The sequence below is a fragment of the Candidatus Rokuibacteriota bacterium genome, assembly GCA_016188005.1.
GTDB lineage: Bacteria > Methylomirabilota > Methylomirabilia > Rokubacteriales > CSP1-6 > UBA12499.
In genome coordinates, this window is the sequence record JACPIQ010000098.1 from 14,893 (window position 1) to 40,615 (window position 25,723).

The 25,723-nt window shown below is 71.5% G+C and carries 22 protein-coding genes and 2 pseudogenes; 3 read left to right on the forward strand and 21 right to left on the reverse strand.

What is annotated here, in order from left to right:
• Window positions 1–91 precede the first annotated feature (91 nt).
• From HYV93_19430 to HYV93_19440, 3 genes and pseudogenes are all read right to left on the reverse strand, one after another.
• Window positions 92–2,341: an MMPL family transporter gene (locus HYV93_19430; protein ID MBI2528140.1), complete on the reverse strand. Its 2,250-nt coding sequence runs from the start codon at window positions 2,339–2,341 to the stop codon at window positions 92–94.
• Between the two features lie 72 nt (window positions 2,342–2,413).
• Window positions 2,414–3,494, reverse strand: a pseudogene (locus HYV93_19435) (DUF4070 domain-containing protein).
• An 87-nt stretch (window positions 3,495–3,581) separates the two neighbouring features.
• Window positions 3,582–4,730 carry an acyl-CoA dehydrogenase family protein gene (locus HYV93_19440; GenBank protein MBI2528141.1) on the reverse strand — a complete coding sequence of 383 codons (1,149 nt, stop codon included), beginning with the start codon at window positions 4,728–4,730 and terminating at the stop codon, window positions 3,582–3,584.
• Window positions 4,731–4,835: 105 nt separating this feature from the next.
• Between HYV93_19440 and HYV93_19445 the strand changes: the two genes are divergently transcribed.
• Window positions 4,836–5,321, forward strand: a complete 486-nt coding sequence (locus HYV93_19445; GenBank protein MBI2528142.1) for an Lrp/AsnC family transcriptional regulator — start codon at window positions 4,836–4,838, stop codon at window positions 5,319–5,321.
• Window positions 5,322–5,369: 48 nt separating this feature from the next.
• On the opposite strand, the gene HYV93_19450 is transcribed toward HYV93_19445, so the two are convergent.
• Both HYV93_19450 and HYV93_19455 read right to left on the reverse strand, forming a co-directional pair.
• Window positions 5,370–6,311 carry a radical SAM protein gene (locus HYV93_19450; protein ID MBI2528143.1) on the reverse strand — a complete coding sequence of 314 codons (942 nt, stop codon included), beginning with the start codon at window positions 6,309–6,311 and terminating at the stop codon, window positions 5,370–5,372.
• On the reverse strand, window positions 6,308–7,006 hold the full coding sequence (locus HYV93_19455; GenBank protein MBI2528144.1) for a hypothetical protein: 699 nt from the start codon (window positions 7,004–7,006) through the stop codon (window positions 6,308–6,310). Before HYV93_19455 ends, HYV93_19450 begins: the two co-directional genes overlap by 4 nt.
• 358 nt (window positions 7,007–7,364) lie before the next feature.
• On the opposite strand from HYV93_19455, the gene HYV93_19460 reads away from it, so the two are divergent.
• Together HYV93_19460 and HYV93_19465 are read left to right on the forward strand one after the other, a co-directional pair.
• Window positions 7,365–7,589 (forward strand): type II toxin-antitoxin system HicB family antitoxin, encoded by a 225-nt coding sequence (locus HYV93_19460; protein ID MBI2528145.1) that lies wholly within the window; start codon window positions 7,365–7,367, stop codon window positions 7,587–7,589.
• Complete coding sequence (locus HYV93_19465; protein ID MBI2528146.1) at window positions 7,582–7,797, forward strand: type II toxin-antitoxin system HicA family toxin; 216 nt, start codon at window positions 7,582–7,584, stop codon at window positions 7,795–7,797. Before HYV93_19460 ends, HYV93_19465 begins: the two co-directional genes overlap by 8 nt.
• Window positions 7,798–7,972: 175 nt before the next feature.
• Here HYV93_19465 and HYV93_19470 read toward each other — a convergent pair.
• From HYV93_19470 to HYV93_19545, 16 genes and pseudogenes are all read right to left on the reverse strand, one after another.
• Window positions 7,973–8,344, reverse strand: a pseudogene (locus tag HYV93_19470) (ISAzo13 family transposase).
• Window positions 8,345–8,938: 594 nt separating this feature from the next.
• Entirely contained in the window at window positions 8,939–9,796 is an 858-nt protein-coding gene (locus HYV93_19475; protein ID MBI2528147.1) for an ABC transporter permease, read from the reverse strand.
• Window positions 9,789–10,733 (reverse strand): ABC transporter permease, encoded by a 945-nt coding sequence (locus HYV93_19480; protein MBI2528148.1) that lies wholly within the window; start codon window positions 10,731–10,733, stop codon window positions 9,789–9,791. Before HYV93_19480 ends, HYV93_19475 begins: the two co-directional genes overlap by 8 nt.
• A 41-nt stretch (window positions 10,734–10,774) precedes the next feature.
• Window positions 10,775–12,352 carry an ABC transporter substrate-binding protein gene (locus HYV93_19485; GenBank protein ID MBI2528149.1) on the reverse strand — a complete coding sequence of 526 codons (1,578 nt, stop codon included), beginning with the start codon at window positions 12,350–12,352 and terminating at the stop codon, window positions 10,775–10,777.
• Window positions 12,349–12,864: a 3-isopropylmalate dehydratase gene (locus tag HYV93_19490; protein MBI2528150.1), complete on the reverse strand. Its 516-nt coding sequence runs from the start codon at window positions 12,862–12,864 to the stop codon at window positions 12,349–12,351. The genes HYV93_19485 and HYV93_19490 overlap by 4 nt, the downstream gene beginning before the upstream one ends.
• Before the next feature lie 18 nt (window positions 12,865–12,882).
• Window positions 12,883–14,133 carry a 3-isopropylmalate dehydratase large subunit gene (locus HYV93_19495; GenBank protein ID MBI2528151.1) on the reverse strand — a complete coding sequence of 417 codons (1,251 nt, stop codon included), beginning with the start codon at window positions 14,131–14,133 and terminating at the stop codon, window positions 12,883–12,885.
• Between the two features lie 11 nt (window positions 14,134–14,144).
• The gene (locus HYV93_19500) at window positions 14,145–15,053 is read right to left on the reverse strand and encodes an isocitrate lyase/PEP mutase family protein (GenBank protein ID MBI2528152.1); all 909 of its coding nucleotides are present in this window, start codon (window positions 15,051–15,053) and stop codon (window positions 14,145–14,147) included.
• On the reverse strand, window positions 15,053–15,202 hold the full coding sequence (locus tag HYV93_19505) for a hypothetical protein (protein MBI2528153.1): 150 nt from the start codon (window positions 15,200–15,202) through the stop codon (window positions 15,053–15,055). The genes HYV93_19500 and HYV93_19505 overlap by 1 nt, the downstream gene beginning before the upstream one ends.
• Window positions 15,199–16,467 carry a 3-isopropylmalate dehydratase large subunit gene (locus HYV93_19510; protein ID MBI2528154.1) on the reverse strand — a complete coding sequence of 423 codons (1,269 nt, stop codon included), beginning with the start codon at window positions 16,465–16,467 and terminating at the stop codon, window positions 15,199–15,201. The genes HYV93_19505 and HYV93_19510 overlap by 4 nt, the downstream gene beginning before the upstream one ends.
• A 93-nt stretch (window positions 16,468–16,560) precedes the next feature.
• Window positions 16,561–17,226, reverse strand: coding sequence for a GntR family transcriptional regulator (locus HYV93_19515; GenBank protein MBI2528155.1), 666 nt, complete (start codon window positions 17,224–17,226; stop codon window positions 16,561–16,563).
• A 253-nt stretch (window positions 17,227–17,479) separates the two neighbouring features.
• Window positions 17,480–19,366, reverse strand: coding sequence for a CBS domain-containing protein (locus HYV93_19520; GenBank protein MBI2528156.1), 1,887 nt, complete (start codon window positions 19,364–19,366; stop codon window positions 17,480–17,482).
• A 62-nt stretch (window positions 19,367–19,428) separates the two neighbouring features.
• Window positions 19,429–20,577 carry an NAD(P)/FAD-dependent oxidoreductase gene (locus tag HYV93_19525; GenBank protein MBI2528157.1) on the reverse strand — a complete coding sequence of 383 codons (1,149 nt, stop codon included), beginning with the start codon at window positions 20,575–20,577 and terminating at the stop codon, window positions 19,429–19,431.
• Window positions 20,578–20,590: 13 nt separating this feature from the next.
• Window positions 20,591–21,316, reverse strand: a complete 726-nt coding sequence (locus HYV93_19530; GenBank protein ID MBI2528158.1) for a methyltransferase domain-containing protein — start codon at window positions 21,314–21,316, stop codon at window positions 20,591–20,593.
• Between the two features lie 2 nt (window positions 21,317–21,318).
• Complete coding sequence (locus HYV93_19535) at window positions 21,319–22,590, reverse strand: hypothetical protein (protein ID MBI2528159.1); 1,272 nt, start codon at window positions 22,588–22,590, stop codon at window positions 21,319–21,321.
• Window positions 22,587–23,408: an outer membrane lipoprotein-sorting protein gene (locus HYV93_19540; protein MBI2528160.1), complete on the reverse strand. Its 822-nt coding sequence runs from the start codon at window positions 23,406–23,408 to the stop codon at window positions 22,587–22,589. The genes HYV93_19535 and HYV93_19540 overlap by 4 nt, the downstream gene beginning before the upstream one ends.
• The gene (locus HYV93_19545; GenBank protein ID MBI2528161.1) at window positions 23,405–25,720 is read right to left on the reverse strand and encodes an MMPL family transporter; all 2,316 of its coding nucleotides are present in this window, start codon (window positions 25,718–25,720) and stop codon (window positions 23,405–23,407) included. The genes HYV93_19540 and HYV93_19545 overlap by 4 nt, the downstream gene beginning before the upstream one ends.
• Window positions 25,721–25,723 lie beyond the last annotated feature (3 nt).

Here is a 25,723-nt window from a genome sequence, read left to right on the forward strand (position 1 = left end):
GCCGTAAGCTAGCGCCTTTCGTTTCGCCGCGCAACGTCGCCCCGCCCCCCGCTCCGCGAGGGCGGGGCCGGTGGGCCCGGCCGTGCGGGCGTCAGTCGGGCTCGCCGAGGCCGACGCGCCGATGCAGGCGGGCCAGCGGACCGGGCGCCCACCAGTTCCAGTTGCCGAGGAGCCGCATCGTCGCGGGCACGAGGAGCGCGCGCACGATGGTCGCGTCCACCACGACCGCGATCCCCATGCCGATGCCGATCGCCTGGATGGGGACCATGTCGGCGGCGCCGAAGGCGAAGAACACCACAGCCATGATCGCCGCTGCGCCGGTGATCAGCCGGCCGCTGACCTCGAGGCTCCGGGCCACCGCCTGGACGTTGTCGCCCGTCCGCTCGTACTCCTCGCGAACCCGGCTCAGGAGGAACACCTCGTAGTCCATCGACAGGCCGAACATGACGCAGAACATGAGGATCGGCGTCAGGGTCTCGATGGGCCCCGGCGTGAACCCGAGCCAGGCGGCGAGGTGGCCGTCCTGGAAGATCCACACCAGCGCGCCGTACGAGGCGCTGATGGACAGCAGGTTCATCACGACGGCCTTCAGCGGCAGGAGGAGGGAGCCCAGGAGGAGCACGAGCACCACGTAGGTGGCGCCCATGATCACGCCCACCGCCAGCGGCACCCGGCGCACCAAGGCCGTCGCGGTGTCGAGGTCGAGCGCGGTCTGGCCGGTCACGAGGAGCTCGCCCTCGACGGGCGGATGCGCGCGGCGAATCGTCCGCACCAGCTCCTGCGCCGCCTCGGAACCGGCGCGGAGCCCGCTGGAGGCGACCAGGACGAGGAGGCGGTCGCTGGCCGTCCGCTCGCGCGCCGCGCGGAGCTCGGGCGGCAAGAGCGCGGGGGGCGCGGCCGCGAGCTGGCGGTACTGCTCGAGGGTCATTCGCGGGTCGAGATCCACGAGGCTCTCCACGCGGCTCACCCCGGGAAGCCCGGCGAGCCAGCGGCTCACCGCGTGAGCCCGCCCGATCCGCTCGGCCCCGAGCGCCCTGCCATCGGGATGGTGGAGCACCACGACGACCTGCGTGGCCCCGCCCGCAGCGAACTCGCGGCGCAACAGCTCCTCGCCTCTCCGGGACTCCACGGTGGGCGGAAGCGCCGTCGCGTCGCTCGCGCCGACGCGCAAGCGCAAGAAGGGCGAGCCGACGAGGAGCAGGCCCAGCGCCACCGGGACCAGCACGCGCCACGGGTGCGCCATCACGGCGGCGGCGAGACCGCCCCAGGCGCGCCGGCTCCACTCCGACTGCTCGGGACGCAGGAAGGGGAGCCGGAGCGCGTCCACGCGCGGCCCGAGGATGGCGAGGAGCGCGGGAAGGAATGTCAGGGCGAAGAGCACGGCCAGGGTCACGACGGCGGTGCCGGCGAGACCCATGGAGCCGAGGCTCGGCACGTCCAGGACAAGCATGCCGAGCAGCCCGATCGCGACCGTCACGCCCGAGAAGAACACGGCGCGTCCCGCGGTCGCCAGCGTGCGCGCGAGGGCTTCGGGGGGCCGGTGGCGGCCGAGCTCGTCCCGGAACCGGCTGACCACGAAGAGCGAGTAATCGACCGCCACGCTGAAGCCGATCATCGAGACGACGTTGACGGCGTAGATCGAGACGGGAGTCACGTGGGAGAGGGCGAGGGTCGCCGCCATGCCGCCCGCCACCCCGAGGATCCCCACGCCGAGCGGGAGCACGGCAGCGATCACCGAGCCGAAGACGAGCACGAGGAGCGGAGGCACCACCGGCCAGATCACCCGCTCGGCACGTCCGATCGCGCGGCGTGCCGTCTCCGTGAAGTCGTGGTCGAGCGCCAGACCACCCACGGGCAGCACCACGAGCGCGTCGGAATGGACGCGCGCGCGCAGGTCCGCGTACTCGCCGCTTTCCCCCGCCCCGACCGCCACCGACGCCCCCGGCCCGCCCCGGAGCTCCACGGTGACGAGGACACGCCGCCCGTCGCGGGAGACCGACCGGGCGGCCGGGATCTCGCCCTCCCACGGGGTCCGGAGGCGGACGACACGCGGGTCGCTCCGGAGCGGCGCAATGGCGCGCTCGACGGCCTCGCGGAAGGCCGGCGCGCCCGCGGCGAGGGAGCCGCTGCTCAGGATGAGGCCGAACGACGCGGGCCGGCGCGGCAGCTCGAGCGTGATGAGGTCGAGCGCGCGGCGGGACTCGGTCCCCCGCGGCAGCGGGTTGTTGTCGAAGCGACCCGCGCGCGTGGCGAGCCACGCCGACGGGAGCAGCGAGAGCGCGGCGAGGACGAGGATCGGCCAGCGGTAGCGGTGGACGAGAAGACCCCACGCGGCGAACACGACGGCTACCCCGCCCCGTGGCGACGGCCGCCCGGCTCGTGACCCGCTCGCACCGTGGATCGGGCTCCGTGCCTACGCGTCGGCGTTCACGGCGGTCACGACCCGCGCCGGGGCGTAGAACGAGGACTCGGGCATGCCGGCGAGGCACTCGCGCGTGAACTGTATGAGGTGGTGGCTCACGAGCGCGCTGTGGACGAACTGCTCGACGCGGCCCGCAGCGAGCATCCGGACGGCCATCCGCCAGAAGGGCCGCCGGTAGTCGCCGCGGACGCCGAGGTGCCAGAAGAGGCGCCCGAGAACGCCGAGGCCGCGCCCAATGCTGCGGGGGCTCAGCCGGCGCAGGTCCACCGGGTATCGCTTGCGGCGGCGGAACGTGTGCGCCTGGGTATGGGCGTACCGCGCGTAGAGGAACTCGGCCTCGTACGCCGTCTGGATGCAGCGCCGCCACATGTCCAGCACGGTGTCATACGGCAGGAGGAAGTCCACGTTGGATTCGCGGCCTGCCTCCTCGCGCAGCCGGCCCGCGCGCGCGAGCCGCGCCCACAGTGGCGTCTTCGGCAGGGCATAGAGGATGTTGATAGGGACAGCCGCTCGAGAACTGGATGCTGCCCAGGAAGTACTCCGGAATCGAGACCAGGTGGTAGGCGGGCATCGGGAAGGCGGCCAGCGGCAGGCGCTCCCGCGTCGTCAGCACGATCGGCTCGGCCGGGCGCCCGCCGCCGACGTCGACCAGCTCGATCAGCCGGTCCGTCGCGTCCCCGAGCTCTCCCACGTGCAGGACATCCGCATCGGGGTACATCTCCGGGCAGGCCGACACCGAGGGCCCGCCCAACGCCACGAGCCGCCCGACGGAGTGCGCGCGCCGGATGATGCCCTCGATGTGGGGGCGCTGCACGTGCATCCCGGAGACGAACACTGCGTCCGCCCAGCGGAAGTCGTCCTCGGCGGCCGGGCGCGCGTTCTCGTCCACGAAGCGCACGCCCCAGGCCTCGGGAAGGTACGCGGCCACGACGAGGAGGCCCTGGGGCGGCATGAACGCGCGGACGCTGCGCAGCAGCGGGTAAGCGTGGTGGAACGTGCCGAACGAGGGCGTGTAGCGGGCGAAGATGCAGAGGATATTCCGGACGTTCCGGGGCTGGTACGGGGTTCGCATCGACGCGGCACCCGATCGTCAGTGTACCACGGGGCGCAACAGCCGTGGCGGCCGCGCCCCGGGAGACCGGGCTGCGCCCAGGTCGGCTCAGAGCTGGAGCAGCTTGGCCGCGACCTCCTTCATCACCTCGTCGGCCCCGCCGCCGATGGTGCCGAGGCGCGAGTCCACGAAGGCGCGCGCGGCCGGGTTCTCCCAGATGTAGCCGGAGCCGCCGAAGAGCTGCACGCAGGTCGTGGCCACGTACTGCTTCGTGTTGGCGCAGAAGACCTTCGCCATGGACACGTCGAGCGTCACGTCCTCGCCGCGCACCATCTTGCGGATGCAGCGGTGGGCCATCTCCTGGGCCGCCGTGATCTGGATCATCATCTCGACGAACTTGAAGCGGTTCACCTGCATCTTGGCGAGCGGCTTGCCGAAGGCCACCCGCTGCTGGGCATGGGCCAGCGTGAGCTCCCAGAGGCGGCGGGCGGACACCGGAGAGGTCACGACCGGCACCATGCGCTCGTCCTGGAACTGCGCCATCTGCTGCTGGAAGCCGCGGTTCGGGTGGCCGATGGTGTTCGTCACGGGGACGCGCACGTCGTCGAAGAAGAGGAGCCCGGTGTCTGATCCCCGGTTGCCGATCTTGTCGAGCAGCCGGAAGGAGAAGCCCGGCGTGTCGGTGGGCACGATGATCTGGGTGTAGCCCCCGTAGCCCGCGCCGGGGTCGGTCACGGCCAGGAGACAGAGCCAGTCGGCGTTGGCGGTGTTGGTGATGAACATCTTCGAGCCGTTGATCACCCAGTCCGCGCCGTCCCGCACGGCCCGCGTCTTGATGCCGGCCACGTCGGAGCCGGCCCCGGGCTCGGTGACGGCGATGGCCGCCACCTGCTCGCCCGCGATCGCCGGCACCAGGTACCGCTGCTTCAGCTCCTCGCTGCCGAAGTGGTGGAGGGCCGGCGTGGCCATGTCCGTCTGGACGCTGATGCCCATGGCGACGCCCGAGTTGTCGCAGAGGGCGAGCTCCTCGAGGAACACCGCCTGGTAGGAGTAGTCGAGCCCCTGCCCCCCGTACTTCGGGTCGTAGCGGATCCCGAGCAGCCCCAGCTCGCCGAGCCGCCGGAAGATCGCCTTGTCGGGCCGCCCCATCTCGTCGAACTCGCGCGCGCGGGGGGCGAGCTCCGCCTGGACGAACTTCCGCACCACCGCGCGGAACTGCTGGTGCTCCGGACTGCCATAGATGTCCTCGCCTGCCATAGGGCCTCCTGTCCCGTCTCGCCGCCGGCGGCTCCCGTGTCATGATAGCCCAGCGTGTCGGCCGAGGACATGGGATCGCGCACCTCACCTCACAGGAGGCATGACATGGCGCTCAAGGGGCTGGATGACATCGACTCCCGGATCCTCACGGAGCTGCAGAAGAACGGCCGCGTCCCGAACATCGAGCTGGCCGACACGGTGGGGCTCTCGCCCTCGCAGTGCCTGCGGCGGCTGCGGCGCATCGAGGGGCTGGGGATCGTCCGGGGCTATACCACGCTCCTGTCCACGGAGGCCCTGGGGCTCGGCGTCACCGCCTTCACCCGGGTCTCGGTGGAGAAGCACGGGCGGGCGCCGAGCCAGGCCTTCGAGCGCGGCGTGCAGCGGATCCCGGAGGTGCTGGAGTGCTACTCGCTCACGGGCGAGGCCGACTACCTGCTGCGCGTGGTCGCGCCCGACCTCACCGGCTACTCCGGCGTCCTGACAGGCAAGATCATGCCGCTGCCAGGCATCACCAGCGTCAACAGCGCGCTGGTGCTGCGGGAGATCAAGCACGTCACGGCGCTGCCGCTGCAGTACGCGCGGCGCGGCTGAGGACCCGGGGCGGCGGCCCGGGGCCGCCCGCCCCCGCGCCGGCCCGGACTACGACGTGGCCGGGCGCAGGAGCCGGCGCGCGCGATCCTCCGGTGCGGGGTGGCCGTCACCGACGCCGAGCTTCGCCGCGAGACTGAAGACCACCCAGGCGCCGCAGCGGCCACAGTCCACGTCGTTGCCGTAGCAGCAGAAGGGCGTGACGAAGTGGTCACCCTCCATCCAGAGCGGGAGCACGTTGGCCTGAGAGGGACAGGCGGCCGTGACCCGGTCGCAATGGGGCGGCAGCATGAGCTCGAGGCTCCGGGTCGCGTTGCGGATGAAGCCGCCATATCGCGCCTTGAGACGCATCACCTCGCGCACCGCCCAGGCGCGCTCCTCGTTGGTGGCCCAGGCGTCCTCGCCGGCGTCGGCCGCGCGCGGGACGTAGAAGGAGAAGGTCATCCAGCCGACGCGTGTACCCTGAAGCGCCAGGACGAGCTCCTCCAGGCGCTGCTGGTTGCGCCCGGTCACGACGCATTGGACCTGGACCGGCGTCGAGAAGCCGGCCGGGAGCTGGGCGAGGTTGCGGAGGACACGGCGGTAGGTGCCCCGGCCCCGGATCGCGTCGTTGAGCTCCTCGGGGCCGTCGAGGCTCACCACGTAGAGCACGTCGGGGCCGAAGTCCACCAGCGGCGCCGTGCCGTTGGTGGTGACGGTGCTGCGCGCGAAGAGGCGCACCCCCTCGGCGAGGAGGCGGGGGCGCAGGAGCGGCTCGCCGCCCATCCAGAGCATGGACACGATCCCATGGCGGTCGCGCAGCCCGGCCAGGGTCTCGAGAATGGCCCCATCCGGCATCTCCTCCCGGACCGAGGCGGGCTCCTCGTTGGGGTTGCCGTCGCGGAAGACGAAGCAGTGCTGGCAGGAGAGGTTGCAACGGTTGGTGATGTTCACCATCGCGGCGGGGTAGCGGGCGTCCTCGCGGTAATGCCCCCTGAGCGTGGCCCTGATCATGGCTCGGACGTCCTGGCCAGCTGGACGACGCGGGCCGGATCGCCGGTGAGGATGTCGCGCACCCGCGCCTGCCACAGCGCTCCGAAGCGCCGCTGCTCCTCCGCCGTCGCGCGGCCGCCGAGGGCGGCGACCATGAGCGGCGACATCTCCGGGGCGGGCGGCACGGAGGCGGGGCTGTAGGTCACCTCCACCGCAGCCCCCGTGTCCACGCGCCGGAACCTCACCTGTCCCCGGAGGGCGGGGTCGAATGTCAGCAGGTCCTTCCGCCGGAACTTCCCCATGAGCCCGCCAAACCCCGTCTGCGGCGCGGCGCCGGTCAGGAGCGCGATCACCTGCGCCATGGGGCCGGTCCCGCCGTCGTCCGGCGGCCCGCCCATCGTGACCTCGAGATCGCCGCGCACCCCGACCCCGTCGGGGTAGAGGCCCCGGAGGGCGACGGCGGTCATCAGGTAGGCGCCGGCCACGGTGGGACACGAGTGCCCCGCCAGCTTCACCGCGTCCTCGTACGTGTAGCGGAATGTCCCGCCCGGCTCGAGCGCCCCGAGCAGCTCCGCCAGCGGATCCCGCATCGTCACGACCGGCCCGATCTCAGCCACGGTCCCCCTCCGCCGCGTGCCGCTTCCGGACTCTGTTCCACCACGTGCCCCCAAGCCTAGCACGAGGCTGCGGCTGACCGCGTCGCCTCCTGGCGGCATCGTCGGGGGCCACCGCGATGACCTGGCGGGTCATGATCTCCGTGGCGGCCCCGTCGAGGGGCGCGCCCCGGGGGCAGTGACGCCCCTCACATCGCACTCGCTCACGACGCCGGCGAGGGCGCCCTGGGGGCCGACGACGGCCGCGATGGACCTGTGGGCCTCCACGAGCCTCGTCGCCGCCTGGCGGAATGTGCAGGTCACGTCGACGGTCGGGACAGCTTCCATGAGGCCGGCGGCGGTGCGGCCGCCGCCTCCGCGCCGCCTGCATCGCGGAACCCAGGGGCGCATGTGTTCGCCGGGCGAGCGACGGAGCCCGGCATGCGGGGAATGAGCCCGCTGGTGGTGCTATACTGGCGCCGTGGCTCAGGACAAGAGCTTGAATGTCTACAAGATCGTCCTGTATCGCCAGGACGACGGCTCCTGGGTCGCTGAGGTGCCGGCCATCGCCGGATGTTACGCGCTCATGCCGACCCGCGAAGAGGCCTTGGCGGAGCTCAGCCACGTCTTCGACATGATCGCGGAGGAGTTCCTCGAGCGAGGAACCCCGCTCCCCGAGGACACCACCGAAATCGTGAATGCCTAGCGCCACAGCGCTGGATTTCCAGCGTGTGGCGCGCCGGCTTGGTTTCGTCCAGCGGCGTCAGACAGGCAGCCACGAGCGCTGGAATCATCCCGACGGGCGAGCCGTGACCATCCCGCTGCACGGCGGCCGTGACATCGGGCCCCCACTCTTCTACAAGATCCTGCGCCAACTCGTCATCTCGGTGGAAGAGTTCGAGCGCCTGCGCTGAGCCAGTGGCCAGGGGCAAGTCTCCCGGCCCGACACCGGCGCATCTGCGACCGGGACGCGCGCCTCGACCGAGCGTTCACCTTTGGGTGTGTGCGCCGACGCTCAGCCGTCGTACCCAGGAGCATGGCGCTTGCCCACCCCACGGTTAGGAGTTGTCATAGAACAAGTGGACCCAATTACGTTCGCGAGCGCACCGGGTGGATGGTGTAGTTCCAGTCTCTGCGGAAGCGATGGGGCGTCAGCGTGAGGTGAGCCATCTGCGCGTCCGAGATCGCTTGGCCCTTCGGGTACGTCCCGCGATCCAGTTCACAGCGCACGCGCAGGCCGGCGGTGGTGCGGGTGGAGCCGATGAGATTCACGATCACGGCCAGGCTGATCAGCGGCTGCCCGCGCCAGTTGGTGCTGATGTACGAGAAGAGACGATGCTCGATCTTGGTCCATTTGCTGGTCCCGGGGGGAAAGTGACACACGGTGATCGTGAGCCCCGTGCGGTTGGCCAACTGTTGGAGTTCCCACTTCCACAGCCGGACCCGCGTCCCGTTGCTACCCCAGGACCCGGGGCTGGATCATGGTTGTGCCCATGTCCCGGTGTCCGAAGAGCTCCTGGGCGGTGCGGATGTTGTGGGCGTCTTCCCGCATATGGGTTGCGAAGAGGGCCGGAGGGTGTAGGGGCTGCCGCGCTTGGCGCGGGCGAGGCGGCAGGGACGGGGCGCCTCGGGAGAGAGCCGGACTCGTGGGCCACGGTTGCTCATGCTCGCCAGCCTCCGGCCGGGCGCGCGAACGGCGCGGGCAATCCTCGCAGCGTCATGGCGTGATCTCCCTCTCGGTCGGGACGCGCCGACTATAGGGCATGGGTCCGAACTGGGCAATCGCGCGCCCGCCGGTGCCGAAATAGTGCCACTCGCACTGTCACTCGGGCTCGCCAGCAATCACGCTGCCAACTCTCGGAACGCTGGGTAACCCTCCGGCGCCTCTCGCTGTTTCTCGCTCGCGCTCACTCCCGGTGGTTCACGGTGGAATGCCCCTGGACGGCCTTCCAAGCCGCGGGGCGTGGGTTCGAATCCCTCCGGGCCCGCCACACCCCTTCGGTCCCGACTCCCCATCCGAGCCCGCCGGCCCGCCGCCCCGCACGAGCGGCGCCATCACGCGCCGAAGCGGCCGAGCCCGGGGCGGAAGCGCGGGTCGAAGAGGTCCCGCAGGAGGTCGCCGACGGCGTTCAGCGCGAAGAGCGTGAGGGCCAGCACGCCGCCCGGGAGCAGCGTGATCCAGGGCGCGGTGCGGAGGAAGGGCAGTCCCTCCTCCACGAGCTGGCCGAGGCTCACCGCGGGCGGGGGGACGCCGAGGCCGAGGAACGAGAGCGTCGCCTCCGCGCGCACCACGTAGACGAACGTGAGCGTCGTCTGGATGAGCATGGGTCCCAGCGCGTTCGGCAGCACATGGTGGAGGAGGATGGCGCGGACGGGGCTCCCGAGCGCCCGCGCCGCCTCCACGTACTCGCGCTCCCGGATGGCGAGGACCGCCCCGCGGACGACGCGGGCGAAGGGCGGCGCGTAGACGATGGCGAGCGCGAGGGAGAGGCTGCCGATGCCGCTGCCAGCGACGGTGACGAACGCCAGCGCGAGCAGGATCCCGGGGAACGAGAGCACGAGGTCGACCACGCGCATGAGCACCAAATCGACCCAGCGCCCGAGGTAGCCGGAGACGAGCCCGAGAGCGGTGCCGCTCACGAGGCTCGCCGCCGACACGATACCGCCGATGAGGAGCGACAGGCGCAGGCCGTGGAGGACGCGGCTCAGGATGTCCCGCCCGTAGCGGTCGGTGCCGAGGAGGTGCCCGCCGCCGGGGGCCCGGAGCCGCTCCCGCACATCCTGCGTGAGCGGATCGGCGGGAGCGAGAAGGTCCGCCCCGAGGCTCCCGATCGCCACCACCGCCAGGAGGAGGATGGCGAGGGCGGTGGGGGGCGAGCACGCCGCCGCCCGGAGCGTGGCCGCCCTAGCCATGCCCGATGCGCGGGTCGAGCGCCGCGTACGCGATGTCGACGAGCAGGTTGAGGAACAGGAAGAGCGTCACCACCAGCAGCACGATCCCCTGCACGAGCGGGTAGTCGCGCTGGAAGATCGCGCGCACCAGCTCCGACCCCACGCCGGGGATGCCGAAGATCGTCTCCACGACCACCGCGCTGGCGAGCAGAACGCCGACGTTGAGGCCCACCACCGTCACCACCGGGAGCACCGCGTTCTTCAAGGCGTGCTTGGCCACGACGCTCCACTCCGAGAGCCCCTTGCTGCGGGCCGTCACCACGTAGTCCTGGCCGAGGACGTCCAGCATCCCGCCCCGCGCCATCCGCGCCACCACCGCGCCCTGGATCACGCCGTAGGTGAGCGCGGGGAGGATCATGTGCCGCGCCCAGCGCGCGAGGTCCTCGGTGGGCTCGACGTAGCCGCGGACGGGGAGCCAGTCGATCCAGACGGCGAAGACGAAGATGAAGAGGATGGCGACGAGAAAGCTCGGCAAGGCGAGGCCCGTCGTCGTGAGGGCCATCAGGGCGGTGTCCCCCCAGCCGCGCGGGCGGAGCGCGGCCAGGGTGCCGACGACGATACCGAGGAGCGTGGCGACGAAGGTGGCCGTCAGCGCGAGCTGGAGGGTGGGGCCGAGGCGCTCGAGGAGCGTGGCCAGGACCGGGGCCCGGCTCTGGTAGGAAACGCCGAGGTCTCCCTGCAAGACGCGCCCGTACCAGCCGAGGATCTGGACGGCGAGCGGGCGGTCGAGGCCGAGGTCGCTCCGGAGCCGCCGGACCTCCTCGCCACTGGCGCCGGAGCCGGCGAGGATCTGGGCGGGGTCCCCCGGGGCCAGCCGCATGAGGAGGAAGACGGCCAGCGCGCAAACGAGCCACAACGGGATCAGCGTCGCGAGCCGCTGGCCGACGAACCTCCCCACCGGGCACCGCCCCGAGGGCTAGCCGCGAGCGCCCATGGACACTAGCGCGCGATCCAGACGTTCCAGAACATGTCGTAGAAGGGGTCGAGCACCCGCACGCCCCGGAGGTGGTTCCGGTAGGCGTCGATGTGGTCGTAGTGGTTGAGGACGATGAGCGGCACCTCGTCCATCACGATCTTCTGCGCCTCGTCGTAGAGCTTGATCCGCTGCGGCATGTCGAGGGCTTTTGCGGCCTCCTCGATGAGCGCGTCGAGCCGCGCGTTCTGGTACCAGCCGGGATGCTCCTTACTGTGGACGCGGATCCCGTAGTGGAAGTGGGGATCGGGCCGGAAGGCGCTCCCCACGAGCGTGCTGATGTGCCACTTGGGGACCGTGCCGCGCTTCGAGCGCTGGTACATGCTGTCGAGGTGGGCGCCCAGCTCCTGCTGCTTGAGGTCGACGTTGAGCCCCACCCCGCGGAGCTGGGCGAACAGGGTGTCGCCCGTCTCGCGCGCCAGCGTCTGGTTGATCGACTCGAGGATGCTCGGGGAGCCGTCGTAGCCGGCCTTCTTGAGCAGCTCCTTCGCGCGCGCGGAGGTGAACTCGTGGGTCCGGGCGTGCGTGGGCGTCCGCCACCGGCGCTGGACGTCGGGGATCAGGGAGTTCGCGACGCGGCCGTAGCCGGCGAAGACCTGGACGATCAGCTCCTGGTAGTTGATGGCCGCCGCCACCGCGCGGCGGGCGTCCAGCTTGTCGAAGGGCGGGATCTTCGTGTTGAAGTACAGCGCGCTCCACCACGTGCCCGGCGCCACCGCCACCGTCACGTCCTTCACCGACCGGAGGCGCTTCACGTCCTCGTACGGGATGACCTCGGCGTAGTCGATCTCCCCTTTCTCGAGCGAGAGCGTGCGCACGGCGTTGTCGGGGATGGGGATCCAGAGGATCTGGTCGACGTACGCCGTCTTCCGCCCGGCGTAGCCCGACGGTCTGTCCGTGCGCGCCGCATAGTCCTTGAACCGCTCCAGCTTGATGTGCTGGCCGCGCTTCCACTCCACGAACCGGAACGGGCCCGTCCCCACCGGCTGGACGATCTGCTTGTGCTGGGCGAGCTGGGCCTCGCTCGCCTCCTTGTTGAGGATGAGAGGGAAGTACTGGCTGAGGGCCGGGATGAAGGTCGGGGTGGCCTCCTTCAGCGAGATCTCCACGGTGTAGCGGTCGACCGCCTTCACCCCGCTCACGTGACGGAGATCGCCCCGCCGCGCGGACAGCTTCATGAAGCGGTCGAGGCTCCACTTGACGTCCTCGGCGGTCAGCTCCTGGCCGTTGTGGAACTTGACGCCCTTGCGGAGGGCGAAGGTGAAGAGCTTGCCGTCTGGGCTGGCCTTCCAGCCCTCGGCGAGCATGGGGACGGGGTTCGTGTGCTCGTCCCACGTCACGAGCCCCTCGAAGAGGTGGTTGCGCACGCGGAGCCCCGGCGGGTCGTGGGCCACGTGCGGATCCATGCTCGTCGGCTCGTAGTACTGGCCGACCCGGAGGACGCCCCCCTGCCGCGGCGTCTCCTGCGCGCCCGCGGGCGCCACCACCCACGCCGCGAGAGCGAGCGCGACCCCGACCAGCGCCATGCGCCTCAAGCCAATCATCCCTCGCCTCCCTTCCCGGCGGGCTCGACGAGCCCCTCCGCTTCGAGCAGCGGTAGGATGCCACCTTTCTCGAGGATGCGGTAGAGGGGCTCCGCCCAGGGCCGGCCCGTGAGCGACGCCCCCGTCCGCGCGTTGCGCACGGTGGCGACGGTGAAGTCGATCTCGGCCTGGTCCCCCTCCTCGAAGGCGTCGTGGACGCCGGGGACCTCGAGGCCCGGGAACCCGTAGTTCACGCAGTTGCGGAAGAAGAGCCCGTTGATCGACTCCGCGAGCAGGCACGCGATGCCCAGGTCCTTCAAGACCCGCGCCGCGGGGCGCCCGGAGCCCGTCCCGAAGTTCCGGCCCGCGACCAGGATGTCGCCCGGCCGGACCTCGGCGGCCCAGCCCGGCCGGTTGGCCGAGAACACGTGGCGGGCCTGCTCCTGCACCGGCATGAAGATCACCGGCACGGGCTGGATCAGGTCCGTGTTGATATCGTGACCGAAGCGCCACACCTTGCCGCGGAAGCGCATGTCTCCCTCCCGTCCGGATCAGAGGAACTCCCGGGGATCGGCGATCGAGCCCCGGATGGCCGAGGCCGCCACCGTGGCCGGCGACCCCATGAAGATCTCCGCGTCGTCCGCGCCCATGCGGCCCTTGAAGTTGCGCGTGCTCGCCGTGATGCAGCGTTCCTTGGGCCCGAGGGCGCCGTTCTGGAGCCCTGCGCAGGCGCCGCACGACGACGTCGTCACGAGGGCGCCCGCCTCCACCAGCGTGGCCACGAGGCCCTGCTTTAGCGCCTCCCGATAGATCGCCTGGGACCCAGGCGTCACGATGAAGCGGACGGTGGACGCCACCTTGCGCCCCTTCACCACGCGGGCGGCCACGGCGAGATCGTCGAGGGTGCCGTTGGCGCAGGAGCCGATGAAGGCCTGGTCGATGGCGACGCCCGCCGCCTCCTTCACCGGCCGCGCGTTGTGCACGACGGTGTCCGGGAAGGCCACGAGCGGCTCCAGGCGGCCCACGTCGATCGTCCGCACCGCCGCGAAGCGGGCATCGGGGTCGGACACCTGCGGCGCGAACGTCCGGGCGGTCCGCGCGCGGCAGTGCTCGACGACCTTCTGGTCGGCCTCGAACGTGGCGAACTCGGCGCTGATCTCCGCGCACATGGTGGCGAGCGTGCGCCGGGCGTCGAGCGTCATTGCCGTCACCGCGGGTCCCACGAACTCGACGTTCCGAGTGGCGTGGTCGCCGAACGTCCCCGCGATGTGGAGGAAGATGTCCTTGGCGGTCACGATGGGCGGCACCGTTCCCTCCAGCACGTAGCGGACGGTCTCGCCCACCTGGAACCAGGTGCGCCCCTTGGTCAGCACGTAGAGCAACTCGGGGCCGCCGATGCCGCGCGCCGCGCAGTTGAAGGCGCCACCGCTGCAGGTGTGGGAGTCGGCGCAGACGAGGACGGTCCCGGGCAGGGCGTAGGCGCGCTCGGCGATGAGCTGGTGGCAGATGCCCTGCTCCGGCCCCACGTCGTGGAACCGCGTGATCCCGAACCGCTTGACGAACTCGCGGCCGGTCTGGAGCGCTGTCGCCGTCTGGACATCCTTGGCGGGCACGATGTGGTCGAAGATGACCACCACCTTGTCGGGGTCCCAGACGTGGCGCACCGGGCGCCAGAGCGCGCTGATGAAGTTCATGTCGATGGGGACGCAGGTGTCGACGGCGACGTCCACGAGGTCGCCGGGCGCCACCGCCGGCCGGCCCGCGGCGCGGGCGAGGATCTTCTCGATCATGGTCATGCCCATCGCGCCGTCCCCTAGCGCCCGGCCGGGCCGCCCCCGGGCCGCACCACGTAGCGCGACTCGAGGCGCCGCCACTCGCTCATCCCGAACAGCTCGAAGAAGGCCGCCGGCGAGAACCCCATGGCGGCCACGTGGGCGTCGCTCCCCGTCTCGCGCGCCGTCTGCGCCGCCTGCCGCATGGCGTGGATGGCCGGCCCCATGCCGAGCGTGGGTACAACAGCCAGCTTGTAGCCGAGGTCCTCGAGCTGGCGGGCGCTGAGGGCGGGGCTCTTGCCGCCAGTGGCGAGGTTGTAGAGGAGGGGCGCCTTCACCTCGCGGGCGATGGTCGTGACCTCGGCGACCGTGGTCGGCGCTTCCAGGAACACCACGTCGGCGCCGGCGGCCGCGCAGCGGTTGCCGCGGTCGATGGCGTCGGCGAGACCGGTGACAGCGATGGCGTCGGTGCGGGCGATGATGATGAAGTCGCGGTCCGTCCGGGCCTCGGCCGCGGCCCGGATCTTCTCCACGAACTCCTCGCTGGAGACGACCACCTTGCCCGCGACGTGGCCGCACTTCTTCGGGAACTCCTGATCCTCGAAGTGGACGCCGGCGATGCCGACGCGCTCGAACTCACGGACGGCGCGGATCACGTTGAGCGCGTTGCCGTACCCGGTGTCTCCGTCGACGACGAGCGGGATCTGGACGCAGGCGGCCACGCGGGCCCCGGCGTCCAGCATGTCGGCGAAGGAGAGGAAGCCGAGGTCGGGCAGACCGAGGCGACTGCCGGCGAGCCCGGCGCCGGAGAGCGACAGCGCCTCGAAGCCCGCCTCCTCCATGACGCGGGCCGAGATGCAGTCGTAGGCGGAGGGGAACAGCGTGAGCCCCGGCCGCTCGAGGAGCCGGCGGAGGCGGGTGGTCGGGCGGTCGGTCGACGGGGACGCCATCAGTGTGTCTCCTCCAGCAAGAGGTCCTTTGTGGTCCGGGCGGCGGGCCGGCCGGAACCGGTGCCGCCGTTGCGGCCCGCAACCAGGATGTCGCCGGGGCGGACCTGCACCGCCCAGCCGGGCCGGTTGGCCGCGAACTTCTCCTTCACGCGCGCGCTCCCCCGCCCACCGCTCGGGGGTCGGTGATGTAGCCGGTGAGGGCGGAGGCCGCCACCGTCGCCGGGGACCCCATCCAGATGCGCGCGTCGGGGTGCCCCATGCGGCCCTTGAAGTTGCGGGTGGAGGCGGTGAGGCAGACCTCGCCGGGACCGAGGGCGCCGAAGTCGAGCCCCGCGCACGCCCCGCAGGCCGACGTCGTGACGAGGGCGCCGGCCTGGATCAGGGTGTTGACGATTCCGAGCCGCGCCGCCTCGCGATAGATCCGCTGGGAGCCGGGCGTCACGATGAACCGGACTCCCGGCGCCACCTGCTTGCCCCGCACCACCGCCGCCACCGTGGCGAGGTCGTCGAGCGTCCCGTTGGCGCACGAGCCCACGAAGCACTGGTCGAGCCGCACCTGCTCGGAGAGCTCGCCGATGGGCAGGGTGTTGTGGACGACGGTGTCGGGACGCGCCACGTAAGGCCCGAGCGCGTCGAGGTCCACGCGCCGCACCTCGACGTAGCGCGCGTCGGGGTCGGGCCACGTCGGGTGGAAGGGCAAGGTGGTCCGGGACTTGACGTGGCTCAGCAGCACGTCGTCGGGCGGCCACAGGGCGAACTCCGCGCTGACCTCCGCGCACATGGTGGAGAGCGTGCGCCGGGCGTCGAGGGAGAGGGAGCCGAGGGCGGGCCCCCCGAACTCGACGTTCAGAGTGGCGTGCGAGCCCCACCGGCCCGCGATGTGGAAGAAGACGTCCTTGGCGGTCACCCAGGGCGCGAGCGTGCCGTGGAGCTCGTACTTGACCGTCGGCCCCACCTGGAACCACGTCTCGCCCTTGGCGAGGACGTAGGTCAGCTCGGGGGCGCCGATGCCGCGGGCGCAGCAGTTGAGGGCGCCGCCGCTGCAGGTGTGGGAGTCGATGCAGACCAGGACAGTGCCGGGGCGGGCGTAGGCCTCGTCGGCCGCCACCTGGTGGGCGATGCCCTGCGACGGCCCCACGTCGTGGAACCGCGCGATGCCGTACTCCCTGACGAAGCGCCGCCCCGTCTGGAGGGCCTGCGCCGACTGGACGTCCTTGGGCGGCACCACGTGGTCGTGGATCACCACCACCTTCTCGGGATCCCACACCCGCGTCGGCCACCGCCACAGTCCCGGGTAGAAGCCCATGTCGATGACGACGGCGGTGTCCACCTTCACGACCACGATCTCGCCTGGGCTCACGCCCTCCCGCCCCGACGCCCGCGCCAGGATCTTCTCCGCGATGGTCATGCCCATCAGCTCGTCCTCTCCTCTCCGCTCCGCTCCGGGTTCCGTCCTTCGCCCCCGGCTGGGACCCCCGCGACTCCTCCTCGATCTCCTCCGGGGGCCTCACCGCGACGCGGGCGCGACGGGTGCGATCGCGCGCACCACGGCCTGGCGGCTCCACTCCATGTGCCGCCGCATGGCGGCCTCCGCGCGCTCGGCGTCCCGGGCGGCGAGCGCGGCCAGGATCCGCGCGTGGTGCCGCTGGGAGGTCGCGATGTCGATGGCGTCGAGCGCCGACACGAACTGGTGGCCGATCATGGGCGTGTTGAGCCGCGTGAGGACCGCGCACAGCGTGCGGTTGCCCGCCATCTCGGCGAGCGTGTGGTGGAAGCGGTGGTTCAGCCGGACGAGCTGGACGCGATCGCGGCCTGGGGTCAGGCGCTCCGCCTCCGCGTAGACCCCGCGCAGCACGGCGAGCAGTTCGCGGGGCCCGGTGGCAGCCAGGCGCGCGGCCACGGTCTCCAGCGCCTCCCGCACGACGTAGAGCTCGTCGACGTCCCGGTGAGTGAGCCGGCGCACGCGGGCGCCCCGATGCGAGGCCAGCTCCACCAGGTCGTCGGCGGAAAGCCGCCGGAGCGCCTCGCGCGCGGTGCCGCGGCTCACGCCGTGCGCGGCCGTCAGCTCCGCCTCCACCAGATGCATGCCGGGCAGGATCTCCCCGCCCACGATGCGGTCGCGGAGGGCCTGGTACACGCGCTCGACGGTGAGGGCCCGCGGCGGAGGTGCCACGGCGACAGCCGTCCGCCTCCGCGACCCTCCGCTGCCCCGCCGAGCGCCGTCTGACTTCATTGTCGGACGATATTATCCGACAATTCTCGCCTGCGCCAGCTGCCGTCCATGAGACGCCCGGCCCTCCCGGCCACTGCCAGCACTGAGGGCGCGCGAGCGGCACCTCGAGCGGTCCAGCGGCCGGAGCGTCGGCATCGCTCCGGGGGCCCTGCCTTCTCCCTGGCATCGACCCTGTCGAAGGGACGCGCGACGCTCACTCCGGCTGCGACTGCAGGAGACGGAAGAGCGAGCGGCGCGCCAGGAGGTCGGCGCTGACCATGCCCTGCACGACGTTCCCGGCCACGACGGGCATGGCCGAGATGTCGTGGTGCTCGAGCTTGCGCACCATGTCCAGGATGCCGTCTTCCGGGGCGACCGCGATGACCTGGCGGGTCATGATCTCCGTGACGGCCTCGCCGGGGGGCGCCCCCTGGGCCGTGGCGCGCGTGACGTCCCACTCCGTGACCACACCCACCAGGTCGCCCCGGGGACCGACGACCGCCGCGATGGGGCAGTTGGCGTCCAGCAGCGTGGCCGCCGCATCGCGGAACGTGCAGGTCACGGCCACGGTGGGGATGGGCTCCATGAGGTCGGCGGCGGTGCGGCCGCTCTCCCGGGCCGCGATGCGCCGGACGCTGATGCGCTCGGCGGCCTCGCACGGCAGCATGTCGGCGTCCGACACCAGGAGATCCACCAGCTCGCGCATGTTGGCGCGGATGGCGTCTTCCCGGTGCGCTTCGCCGGCCGCTCGCCGCCGCTCGGCCAGCGCCTCGAAGTCGGCGGCGTGCTCCGCGAGCCAGCGCTCCACGGCGCGGCGGTCGCCGAGCATGGGTGCGGGGATCCGCAGGCTCTCGGGTGTCGGGATGAGCAGCTCCTGGGCGGCGAAGATCACGCCCCCCGAGTTCACGAGATAGTCGGTGGCGATGAGCACGCCGCGCTGGCGGTAGACGGCCCGCTCCATGCGGGCCCGCGCGGCCTTCCGCGCGGGATCCGGGGAGTAGGTGTTGGCCCCCTCCACGCACACCGCCCATCGTCCCATCCGGTCCACCGTCATGGACGGTTGCGAGGCGGGATCGGTGTCGAGGTAGTTGGCGACGGGGGCGGCCGGGATGAGACAGAAGGCGTTCTCGCGCAGCAGGTCGTCGGGGGAGCTCGAGTACTTGGTCCGGAGCGGGCGGCGGCTCCCGACCCCGCCCCGGGCCATCGTCATCTGCTCGAGGAACCACGAGTGCGTCACCACGCCCTCGGCCGGCCAGCGGCTGAACAGCGCGTCCACTGGCAGTCCGCCCTCGTCGTACAGGTAGCCAGCGGCGTCGCTGATGCCGACGACCCGCGCCCCCGGCAGCCGCTCTCCGAGCATGCGAGCGGCGTGGGCGCCGACAGCGCCGAAGCCCTGGACCAGCACAGTGAACGCCTCGAGGGGCGGCAGCCGGAGACCGGCGAACTGGGGCAGTGCGCGGAGACGGGGCATCTCCTCGAGCAGCGCCTGGAGCGCGATGACGACACCGCCGGCGGCCGCGCCCAGCTGGTCGATCCGGTTGCCACCCATGTCGGCCGGCTTGGAGAGCACGCTGTCGAGCCCGTTCTCGATGGCGACCGTCTTCATGTCGGCGTCGTTGGTGCCCACGTCCGGCCCGGGCAGGTAGAGGTCGCGATACCGCGCCAGCAGCCGCGCGAAGCCCCGCACCACCTCCGCGTGTGCCTCCGGGGGGAGATCGTCTCCGGGAACGATGCCCGACTTGCCCCCGCCGAAGGGCAGGTGCGCCGCGGCATTCTTGAGGGTCATGCCGCGCGCGAGGTTGTGGATGCGGTCGGGCGTGAGGTCGGGCAGCATCCGGATGCCGCCCATGGAGGGCCGGCCCATGGCCAGGTTGTCCACGACCAGGTAGCCGCCGATTTCCAGCGTCGCGGTCTCGTCCCACATGCAGACCACCAGCTGCGGGCCGAGCGGGTCCACCTCGACGCCGAGCCGGGCCAGACGGTCCACGTCCGTGGAGCCGAACTCCACGAAGCAGAGCCCCCCGTCCCGCACCAGGCGATTCTCCAGGGCCCGCTCGGGCAGCCGCTCGGCCAGAAAGGCCGCCATCGCCTTCGGGATCATCCTGGTCCTCCGTTGCTTCCGCTGGGCCCGCGGGGCCTCGTGGCCGAGAGTGCGCGGGACCGTCAGAACCAGCGCCTCAGCCACCGCTTCTCGAAGTAGATCTTCCCCCAGTGCCAGAGGCGGCTCGGCGAGCGCATCGTCATCGCGGGCGCGGGATCGGCGTAGAAGTTGCCCTTCGCGTAGGCGGCCACACCGTGGCCCATCTCGATGATGCAGGAGCCGAAGCCGTCGAAGCGCCGCGCGCCGCTCCGCCCGGCGATCTCCGCGGCGATGTTCTCGGCCACCACCTCGCCCTGGCCGTCGGCGAAGACCCCCGCCTTGGGAAGCGGCAGACCCACGGGCAGTTTGATCAGCGTCGTGTCCCCGATGGCGAAGACGCGCTCGTGGCCCGTCTGGAGCGTCCCCTTGTCCGCCGGGACCCAGCCGGGCTCGGCGGTGAGCCCCGCCTCCTTGACGACCGGGGAGCACCGGTGGGGCGGGACGACGACGAGGAGGTCGTAGCCGGCGCGGACCCCGTTCTCGAACGCCAGTTCCCGCCGCTCCGGATCCACGGCCACCACCTTGTGCTGTGGGTGGAAGCCGACCCCGCGGCCCTCGACGAGGCCCTTCACGGCTTCCCCCATCGCGCGGCCCGCGACCGGCATGGGCAGCGTCTCGGGCGTGTAGACGTCCACCTGCGTCCGCTCGCCCAGTCCGCGCCGGCTGAGCGAGGCCTCGATGAGCATGGCGGCCTCGTAGGGCGCCGCCGGGCACCTGAAGGGCAACCCGGCGATGAGCACCGCCACGCGCCCCTCGTGGAACTGCCGGAGGGCATCGCGCAGCCCCAGCGCGCCCTCGAGATCGTAGACGTTGTGGCCGGCGCCGTCGAGACCCGGGATGCCACCGAGCCATCCCTCGGCGCCGAGGGAGACGACGAGGTAGTCGGCGGAGAGCGTCTGGCGCTCGGTCTTCACCCGACGCGTCATGGGATCGATCTCCCGGATCTCGTCCTGGACCACCTCGATCCCCTTGCGCTCGAGGCTCGCGAGGTCGCGGGCGATCTCGTGAGGCTCACGCCAGCCGAGCATCATCCAGAGGAAGGAGGGGGTGAAAACGTGCTGGCGCTGGCGCTCGACCAGGACGATGCGGTGCTTCCGGTCGAGCCGGCGCCTCAGCATGTTGGCGGTGACGAGCCCCCCCACACCTCCTCCGAGAATCACCGTGGTCGCCATCGCCCGTCCTCCTCTATGCGCGCCGCGCCGCCACCGCCACGAAGGTTGCCCGCCCAGGCATCCACCGAGCGCCTATGGCCTCCCACCGCTCGAGCCAGCCGCCACTCCTCGGCCAGAACAGCGGTAGGAAGTGTACCGCGCTCCGCCACCGGGGCTCCGTGAAACCGCGCGCACGCAGCAGATCCCGCAGCTCGTCAGGGCTGAGAAAGGTCGCACCCCTCCAGACGGAAGGACCCACGAGACGCTTGAGCCGGCGCCAGGCGGTCCAGAGCCCCGCGCGAGCGAGGATCGCAGCCACGAGCCGCCCGCCAGGCACCAGGACACGGTGGCACTCCTCCAGGACGCGCCGAGGTTCACCCGCGAACTCGAGTCCGAGGATGACCGTCACGAGATCGACGGCACCGGCGCGCAAGGGTAATGCGTGCGCGTCGGCCCTGACCAAGTGGAGATCACAGCCGGCCTCGCGCGCCTTGGCGCGCGCGACGAGGAGCATGGGCTCGGAGACATCCACCCCCACGACCCTCAGGCCCCGCCGCGCCAGGGCCAGCGCGTAGCGCCCCGTCCCACACGACAGGTCGAGCGCCCGGACACCAGGCTTCTCGCCGACGAGGCCGAGCACCGCCTCCCTCTCGAGGCGGTCCACGAGCCGACCGAGCGGGGTCCCGTACCACGCATCGTATGTCGGCGCGAGCGTGTCGAACAGTCCGACCGCGGCCGCCTCCCGGCGCGATGTCTCCATTGTCAGAACGCGTAGCGGACGACGGTGTAGAGATTCGAGTTGGCCTCGAACTGACCGTAGTCGCTCCGGCGCGGGCCGCCGAAGACGTTCAGGCCGAGCGCGGCCGACAGGGCATCCGTGATCTGGTACCGCGCCTCCGGCCCCAGGTACCAGTCGCCGTCGCTCGGGCTCGCCAGCGCGAAGAGGCCGAGTCGGAGCGTCTGGTGGAACAGGAGCTGGGTGAGCCGGGCCGTCAGGACATGCCGGGCGGCGCCCCGGTGCGGCATCCCCGGGCCCCGGTTCCGCACGTACTCGCCGTGGTCCTCCATCACGTGGACGTAGTACTGCCCGGAGAGCGTGAGGTCCGGCACGATCTCCCTCTGGTAGCCAGCCAGGAGCCTCACCGAGGAGTTCTCCACCGCCGGGTCGCGTCCGGACCGATCATCGCGGGAGTCGTAGTAGCCCGCCTCGATGCTCAGCACGCCGCCGAGCACCGCCCCCTGGGCGCTGGCGCCGTAGACGCTCAGCGGCGGGAAGAAGAACCGGAGCCGCGGCCCCGGTTCCACCTCGCCGGCCGGCGCGTGGAAGAAGCCGCGATAGGCGTAGAGCGACAGGTCCCAGCCGAGGACGTTGCGCGACAGGCGCGCGCCGGCCTCGGTGTGCCCGAGCGACGCCTCGGGGTCGTCCGTGTAGCGCCGCTCCACCGCCGCCGCGGGATCGTGGAAGGCGAGCCGGCCGCCGGCCTCGGGGAGCGTGTCGGCCTCGAAGCGGGGAATGAGCACGAGCTGGAGCGAGGTGCCGGCCCAGTGGCCCGTGGCGCTGACGGCGTCCGACCCCTTCTTCAGGTACTCGAGCGGGAGCCCCGCGATGAAGGCCACCCAGTCCTTGGGGAAAACGTCGTTGACGAAGACCAGGTCCCCCACGCCCCAGGTGATGACCTGGCGCCCGATGCGCAGGTCCACGCTCCGCAGTCTGAGGTCGAGGTAGCCCTCCCGCAGCTCCCCGTCCACCTCGGGCACGAGCGCGTCGAGGATCATCTCGCCCTTGGCGGTGAGCCCCCACCACTCTCCCCGCGGCGTCAGCTCGACCCGGGCCCGCCCCTCGCCCAGGACGAAGGGCTCCCGGCAGGCGAGCCGCTGGGTGCGGGGGCATCGGTCTGGCTGGATCAGACGATACGCCGTCCCCGACTGCACGAAGCCGTGGAGCGGGACGCCGTCCTCGTCGGCCTCCGCGCCGCCCCCGAGCGCCAGGGTCGCGGCGGCGGCGAGCCACGCCAGCGCCGCGCGGCCTCTCACCGCACCAGCTCGGTCGGGGGGGCTCGGAGCGCGCGCTCGGTGAAGAGATCGGGGGCGAGCTTCTGGTTGTAGCGGACATCCGCGAACACGGCTTCCGTCCTGTGGCCCGTCTGGACATTCTTCATGACGCGCTTCGTGACAGTCCAGAAGCCCTGCGCCTCCTTGAGCTCCTCACCGCTGAAGACCCGCGCCAGCTCGCCCCGCCGATCGTAGTACTCCTCCTTGAGGGGCAGTCCCGTGGCCACGTCGATCCACGAGACCTTCCGGGTGAAGTCGGCACTCCCGGGATCCCTGGGGACGCTCTCTACCACGTGGGCGACCCGCTCACCGACCTTCTCCTCGCGGAGCCGCTTGTGGGCGTCCTCCTCGGGCTCGCGCCCCGAGACGTCCTCGTACGAGAAGTCGGAGCCGACGAAGCTCGTGTGCTTGTCGCTGGCCGCGATCCGCCGGACCAGCTTCAGCGCCGGGATGTAGAGCCAGCGGTCGTCGTCCCGCCCGGCGTACTTCCAGACCAGGAAGGCCAGGTCCCGGACGTCCGGGGGGCGGTGGAAGACGACGAAGTACCGCTGCTCCCCGCCTTCCTTGAGAGTGCGCCGGGTCAGGGTCAGCTCGCGGATGCGCTCGCCGCCGTCCTTCGAGACCAGCCGCATGGTCACGCGTGCCCGCATGTCCTCCCCGGCGTAGTACATGGCCAGATGTGCCCGCCGCATGAGCTCCTCGCCAGACGGGGCCTGGGCCGCCGCCGGCAAAGCGACCGCCCCGGCACCCAGCGCCGCCAGCAGCGCGCGGGCCGCCCAGCGTGGTCGAATCCGTCTCATCGAGATCCCTCCCGGAGCCCCCGGATCAGCCAGCGGGGGAAGAGCGCGACCACGGCCGTGAGGTACACCACCGTGGCCGCCGCGGAGAGCAGCATGATGGCGATCATGAATACCCCGACCGTGATGTACGGGGTGAGCGCCGCCGCGAGCATCACGGCAAAGCCCGAGGCGAAGAGCAGTGCGTTCTTCAGGATGCCGAGTCCCGGCCGCGCCGCCGTCCAGACCAGCGCTCCCTCGAGGTCGCCCGTTTCCCGGTAGCGCTGCTGGAAGCGGCTCACGAAGTGGATGGCGAAGTCGATGGCCAGGCCCAGCGACAGGGTGGAGAGCACCGAGATCGGCATGTCGAAGTCCTTGCCGAGGAAGCCCACCATCCCGTAGATCAGGACGACGGTGAAGAGCAGGGGCAGGAAGCTCACGACCCCCCAGCGCAGCGAGCGGTAGTTCAGGACGAGGAGCACGAGCACGAGCACGCAGGAGGCGATGAACCCCTCGAGCATCCCCACCAGGACCTCCTGGTTCCACACCATGTTGAAGTAGGCGATCCCCGCGGGCCTGAGCTCGGCCCCCGGGATCGGGTGAGACGCCAGGTGGTCTCGGGCCGCGGCGAGCACCCCCGCCGTGTGGGTCGCGTCCCAGCTCCGGAGCTGGACCATGACGTTGGCCTTCCGGGCGGGGTCGTCCACCACGTTGCTGAGCTCACGCTGTCGGGCGGCCATGCTGAAGAGGAGCAGCGCCTGGGCCGCCGCCTCCTGCGAGTCGGGGATGATCTCCTGTGCCGGGTCGTTGTCTCTGAGCACCCGGTGAACCCGCTTGACGACATCGGCCACGGAGGTGGTCTTACCCACCACGGTCTCCCGCTCGATCCTCCGCTGCAGCCCCTCGAGGGCCCGCAGGAACTCCGGCCGCGTCACGGCGTCGGGCTGCTTGCCGTCGGCCACGAGGTAGAGAGTCGCCGTGCCGCCGAGCGCCCGGCTGAGCGCCCTGTCCGCGATACGGATGTCGCTGCCCGCCTTGAACCAGGCCACCATGTTGTTGTTCATGCGGATCTGCGTGAGCCCCACGGCCGAGGCCCCGAGGACGCCCGCCCCGACCAGGACCACGGCGGTCTTCCAGGCGACGCACGCCCGGCCCACCCGCGCCAGCCACCGGGACGCGGGCTCCGCCTCCCCGGGTGCGCCGGCCACCCGCCTCTCGCGCGCGATGGCCATGAGCGCGGGAACCAGGGTGAAGCTCATCACCAGGATGACGCCCGTGCCGAAGGCGACGAGCAGGCCGAAGACGCGCACGGGGATGATGGGCCCGATGGCGAGGGAGGCGAATCCGGCGATCGTCGTGAGGTCCGAGAAGAGCACCGGCGTCCCAACGGCGTTCATCGTCTGGAGGATCGCCTCCCGCCGGGTGCGCGCCTCCCGGCGCCGGAAGGCGAACTCGTTGAAGATGTGCACGGTGTCGGTGGAGATCGCCATGAGGAAGACCGGGCTCATGGAGGCCATGATGTGGACCGGGATGCCGAGCCCGATGAAGAGCCCCATGGCCCAGATGATGGCCAGCATGGCCACGACCATGTTGGCCGCCACCAGCCACCAGCTCCTGAACATGAAGAAGAGCATCCCGCACATGAGCAGCCCCGCCAGCGGCGAGAAGAGCCCCATCTGGCGGAACATCTCGGCGCCGAAGGTGTCGCGCGCCACGGGATCGCCCGCGACGTAGTAGCGCTCGGGCCCGGTGTCCGTCGCGGTGAGGCGGCGGATCTCCTCGGCGATGAGCTTGCCGTTGGCGCTCTTCTCGATGGGAACGTAGAGGGCGGTGGTCTTGCCATCGGCGGAGACGAGCCGGTGGACCAGCAGCGCGTTGCCGAGCACCTGCTGCCGGAGCCGGTCCGCCTCGGCCGCGTCGCGCGGGACCCTGCCCAGGATGGGGCGTGCATCGAGGGCGCCGTCGGCCACCGTGACGTCGTTCACGGTGGGCAGCGCCACCACGTCCCGGGCGATCACCCCGGGCAGGCGCAGCACCGCCTCGGTGAGCCGGCTGAGGCGCCCCAGGGTTTCCGGCGTGAAGATGCCCTGGTCGCTCTGGATGGCGACCACGAGTACATCCGGGTGCAGGCCGAACCACCCCTCCACCTGGTCGTTGTACTGCCGGACGGGTGAGGTGATCGGCAGCATGTTCTTGGGATCGGTGTCGGTCCGGATCCGCGGAAGCTGGCTGCCGAAGGCGAGCGTCAGGAGGAGGACGAGGACGAGCACCGCCCGGGGATGGTCTACCGACCATTCCACGGTGCGTCGGCGGACGCGATCCCACCGGGCTCCCATGAG

What these genes read in the sequence shown, in the direction of transcription:
- HYV93_19440 (MBI2528141.1), bottom strand. Translation starts at nt 4,730, where the DNA reads ATGGCAGGCGAGGACATCTATGGCAGTCCGGAGCACCAGCAGTTCCGC.
- HYV93_19445 (MBI2528142.1), top strand. Translation starts at nt 4,836, where the DNA reads ATGGCGCTCAAGGGGCTGGATGACATCGACTCCCGGATCCTCACGGAG.
- HYV93_19450 (MBI2528143.1), bottom strand. Translation starts at nt 6,311, where the DNA reads ATGATCAGGGCCACGCTCAGGGGGCATTACCGCGAGGACGCCCGCTAC.
- HYV93_19455 (MBI2528144.1), bottom strand. Translation starts at nt 7,006, where the DNA reads ATGCCGCCAGGAGGCGACGCGGTCAGCCGCAGCCTCGTGCTAGGCTTG.
- HYV93_19465 (MBI2528146.1), top strand. Translation starts at nt 7,582, where the DNA reads ATGCCTAGCGCCACAGCGCTGGATTTCCAGCGTGTGGCGCGCCGGCTT.
- HYV93_19475 (MBI2528147.1), bottom strand. Translation starts at nt 9,796, where the DNA reads ATGGCTAGGGCGGCCACGCTCCGGGCGGCGGCGTGCTCGCCCCCCACC.
- HYV93_19485 (MBI2528149.1), bottom strand. Translation starts at nt 12,352, where the DNA reads ATGATTGGCTTGAGGCGCATGGCGCTGGTCGGGGTCGCGCTCGCTCTC.
- HYV93_19490 (MBI2528150.1), bottom strand. Translation starts at nt 12,864, where the DNA reads ATGCGCTTCCGCGGCAAGGTGTGGCGCTTCGGTCACGATATCAACACG.
- HYV93_19495 (MBI2528151.1), bottom strand. Translation starts at nt 14,133, where the DNA reads ATGGGCATGACCATGATCGAGAAGATCCTCGCCCGCGCCGCGGGCCGG.
- HYV93_19500 (MBI2528152.1), bottom strand. Translation starts at nt 15,053, where the DNA reads ATGGCGTCCCCGTCGACCGACCGCCCGACCACCCGCCTCCGCCGGCTC.
- HYV93_19510 (MBI2528154.1), bottom strand. Translation starts at nt 16,467, where the DNA reads ATGGGCATGACCATCGCGGAGAAGATCCTGGCGCGGGCGTCGGGGCGG.
- HYV93_19520 (MBI2528156.1), bottom strand. Translation starts at nt 19,366, where the DNA reads ATGATCCCGAAGGCGATGGCGGCCTTTCTGGCCGAGCGGCTGCCCGAG.
- HYV93_19525 (MBI2528157.1), bottom strand. Translation starts at nt 20,577, where the DNA reads ATGGCGACCACGGTGATTCTCGGAGGAGGTGTGGGGGGGCTCGTCACC.
- HYV93_19530 (MBI2528158.1), bottom strand. Translation starts at nt 21,316, where the DNA reads ATGGAGACATCGCGCCGGGAGGCGGCCGCGGTCGGACTGTTCGACACG.
- HYV93_19540 (MBI2528160.1), bottom strand. Translation starts at nt 23,408, where the DNA reads ATGAGACGGATTCGACCACGCTGGGCGGCCCGCGCGCTGCTGGCGGCG.
- HYV93_19545 (MBI2528161.1), bottom strand. Translation starts at nt 25,720, where the DNA reads ATGGGAGCCCGGTGGGATCGCGTCCGCCGACGCACCGTGGAATGGTCG.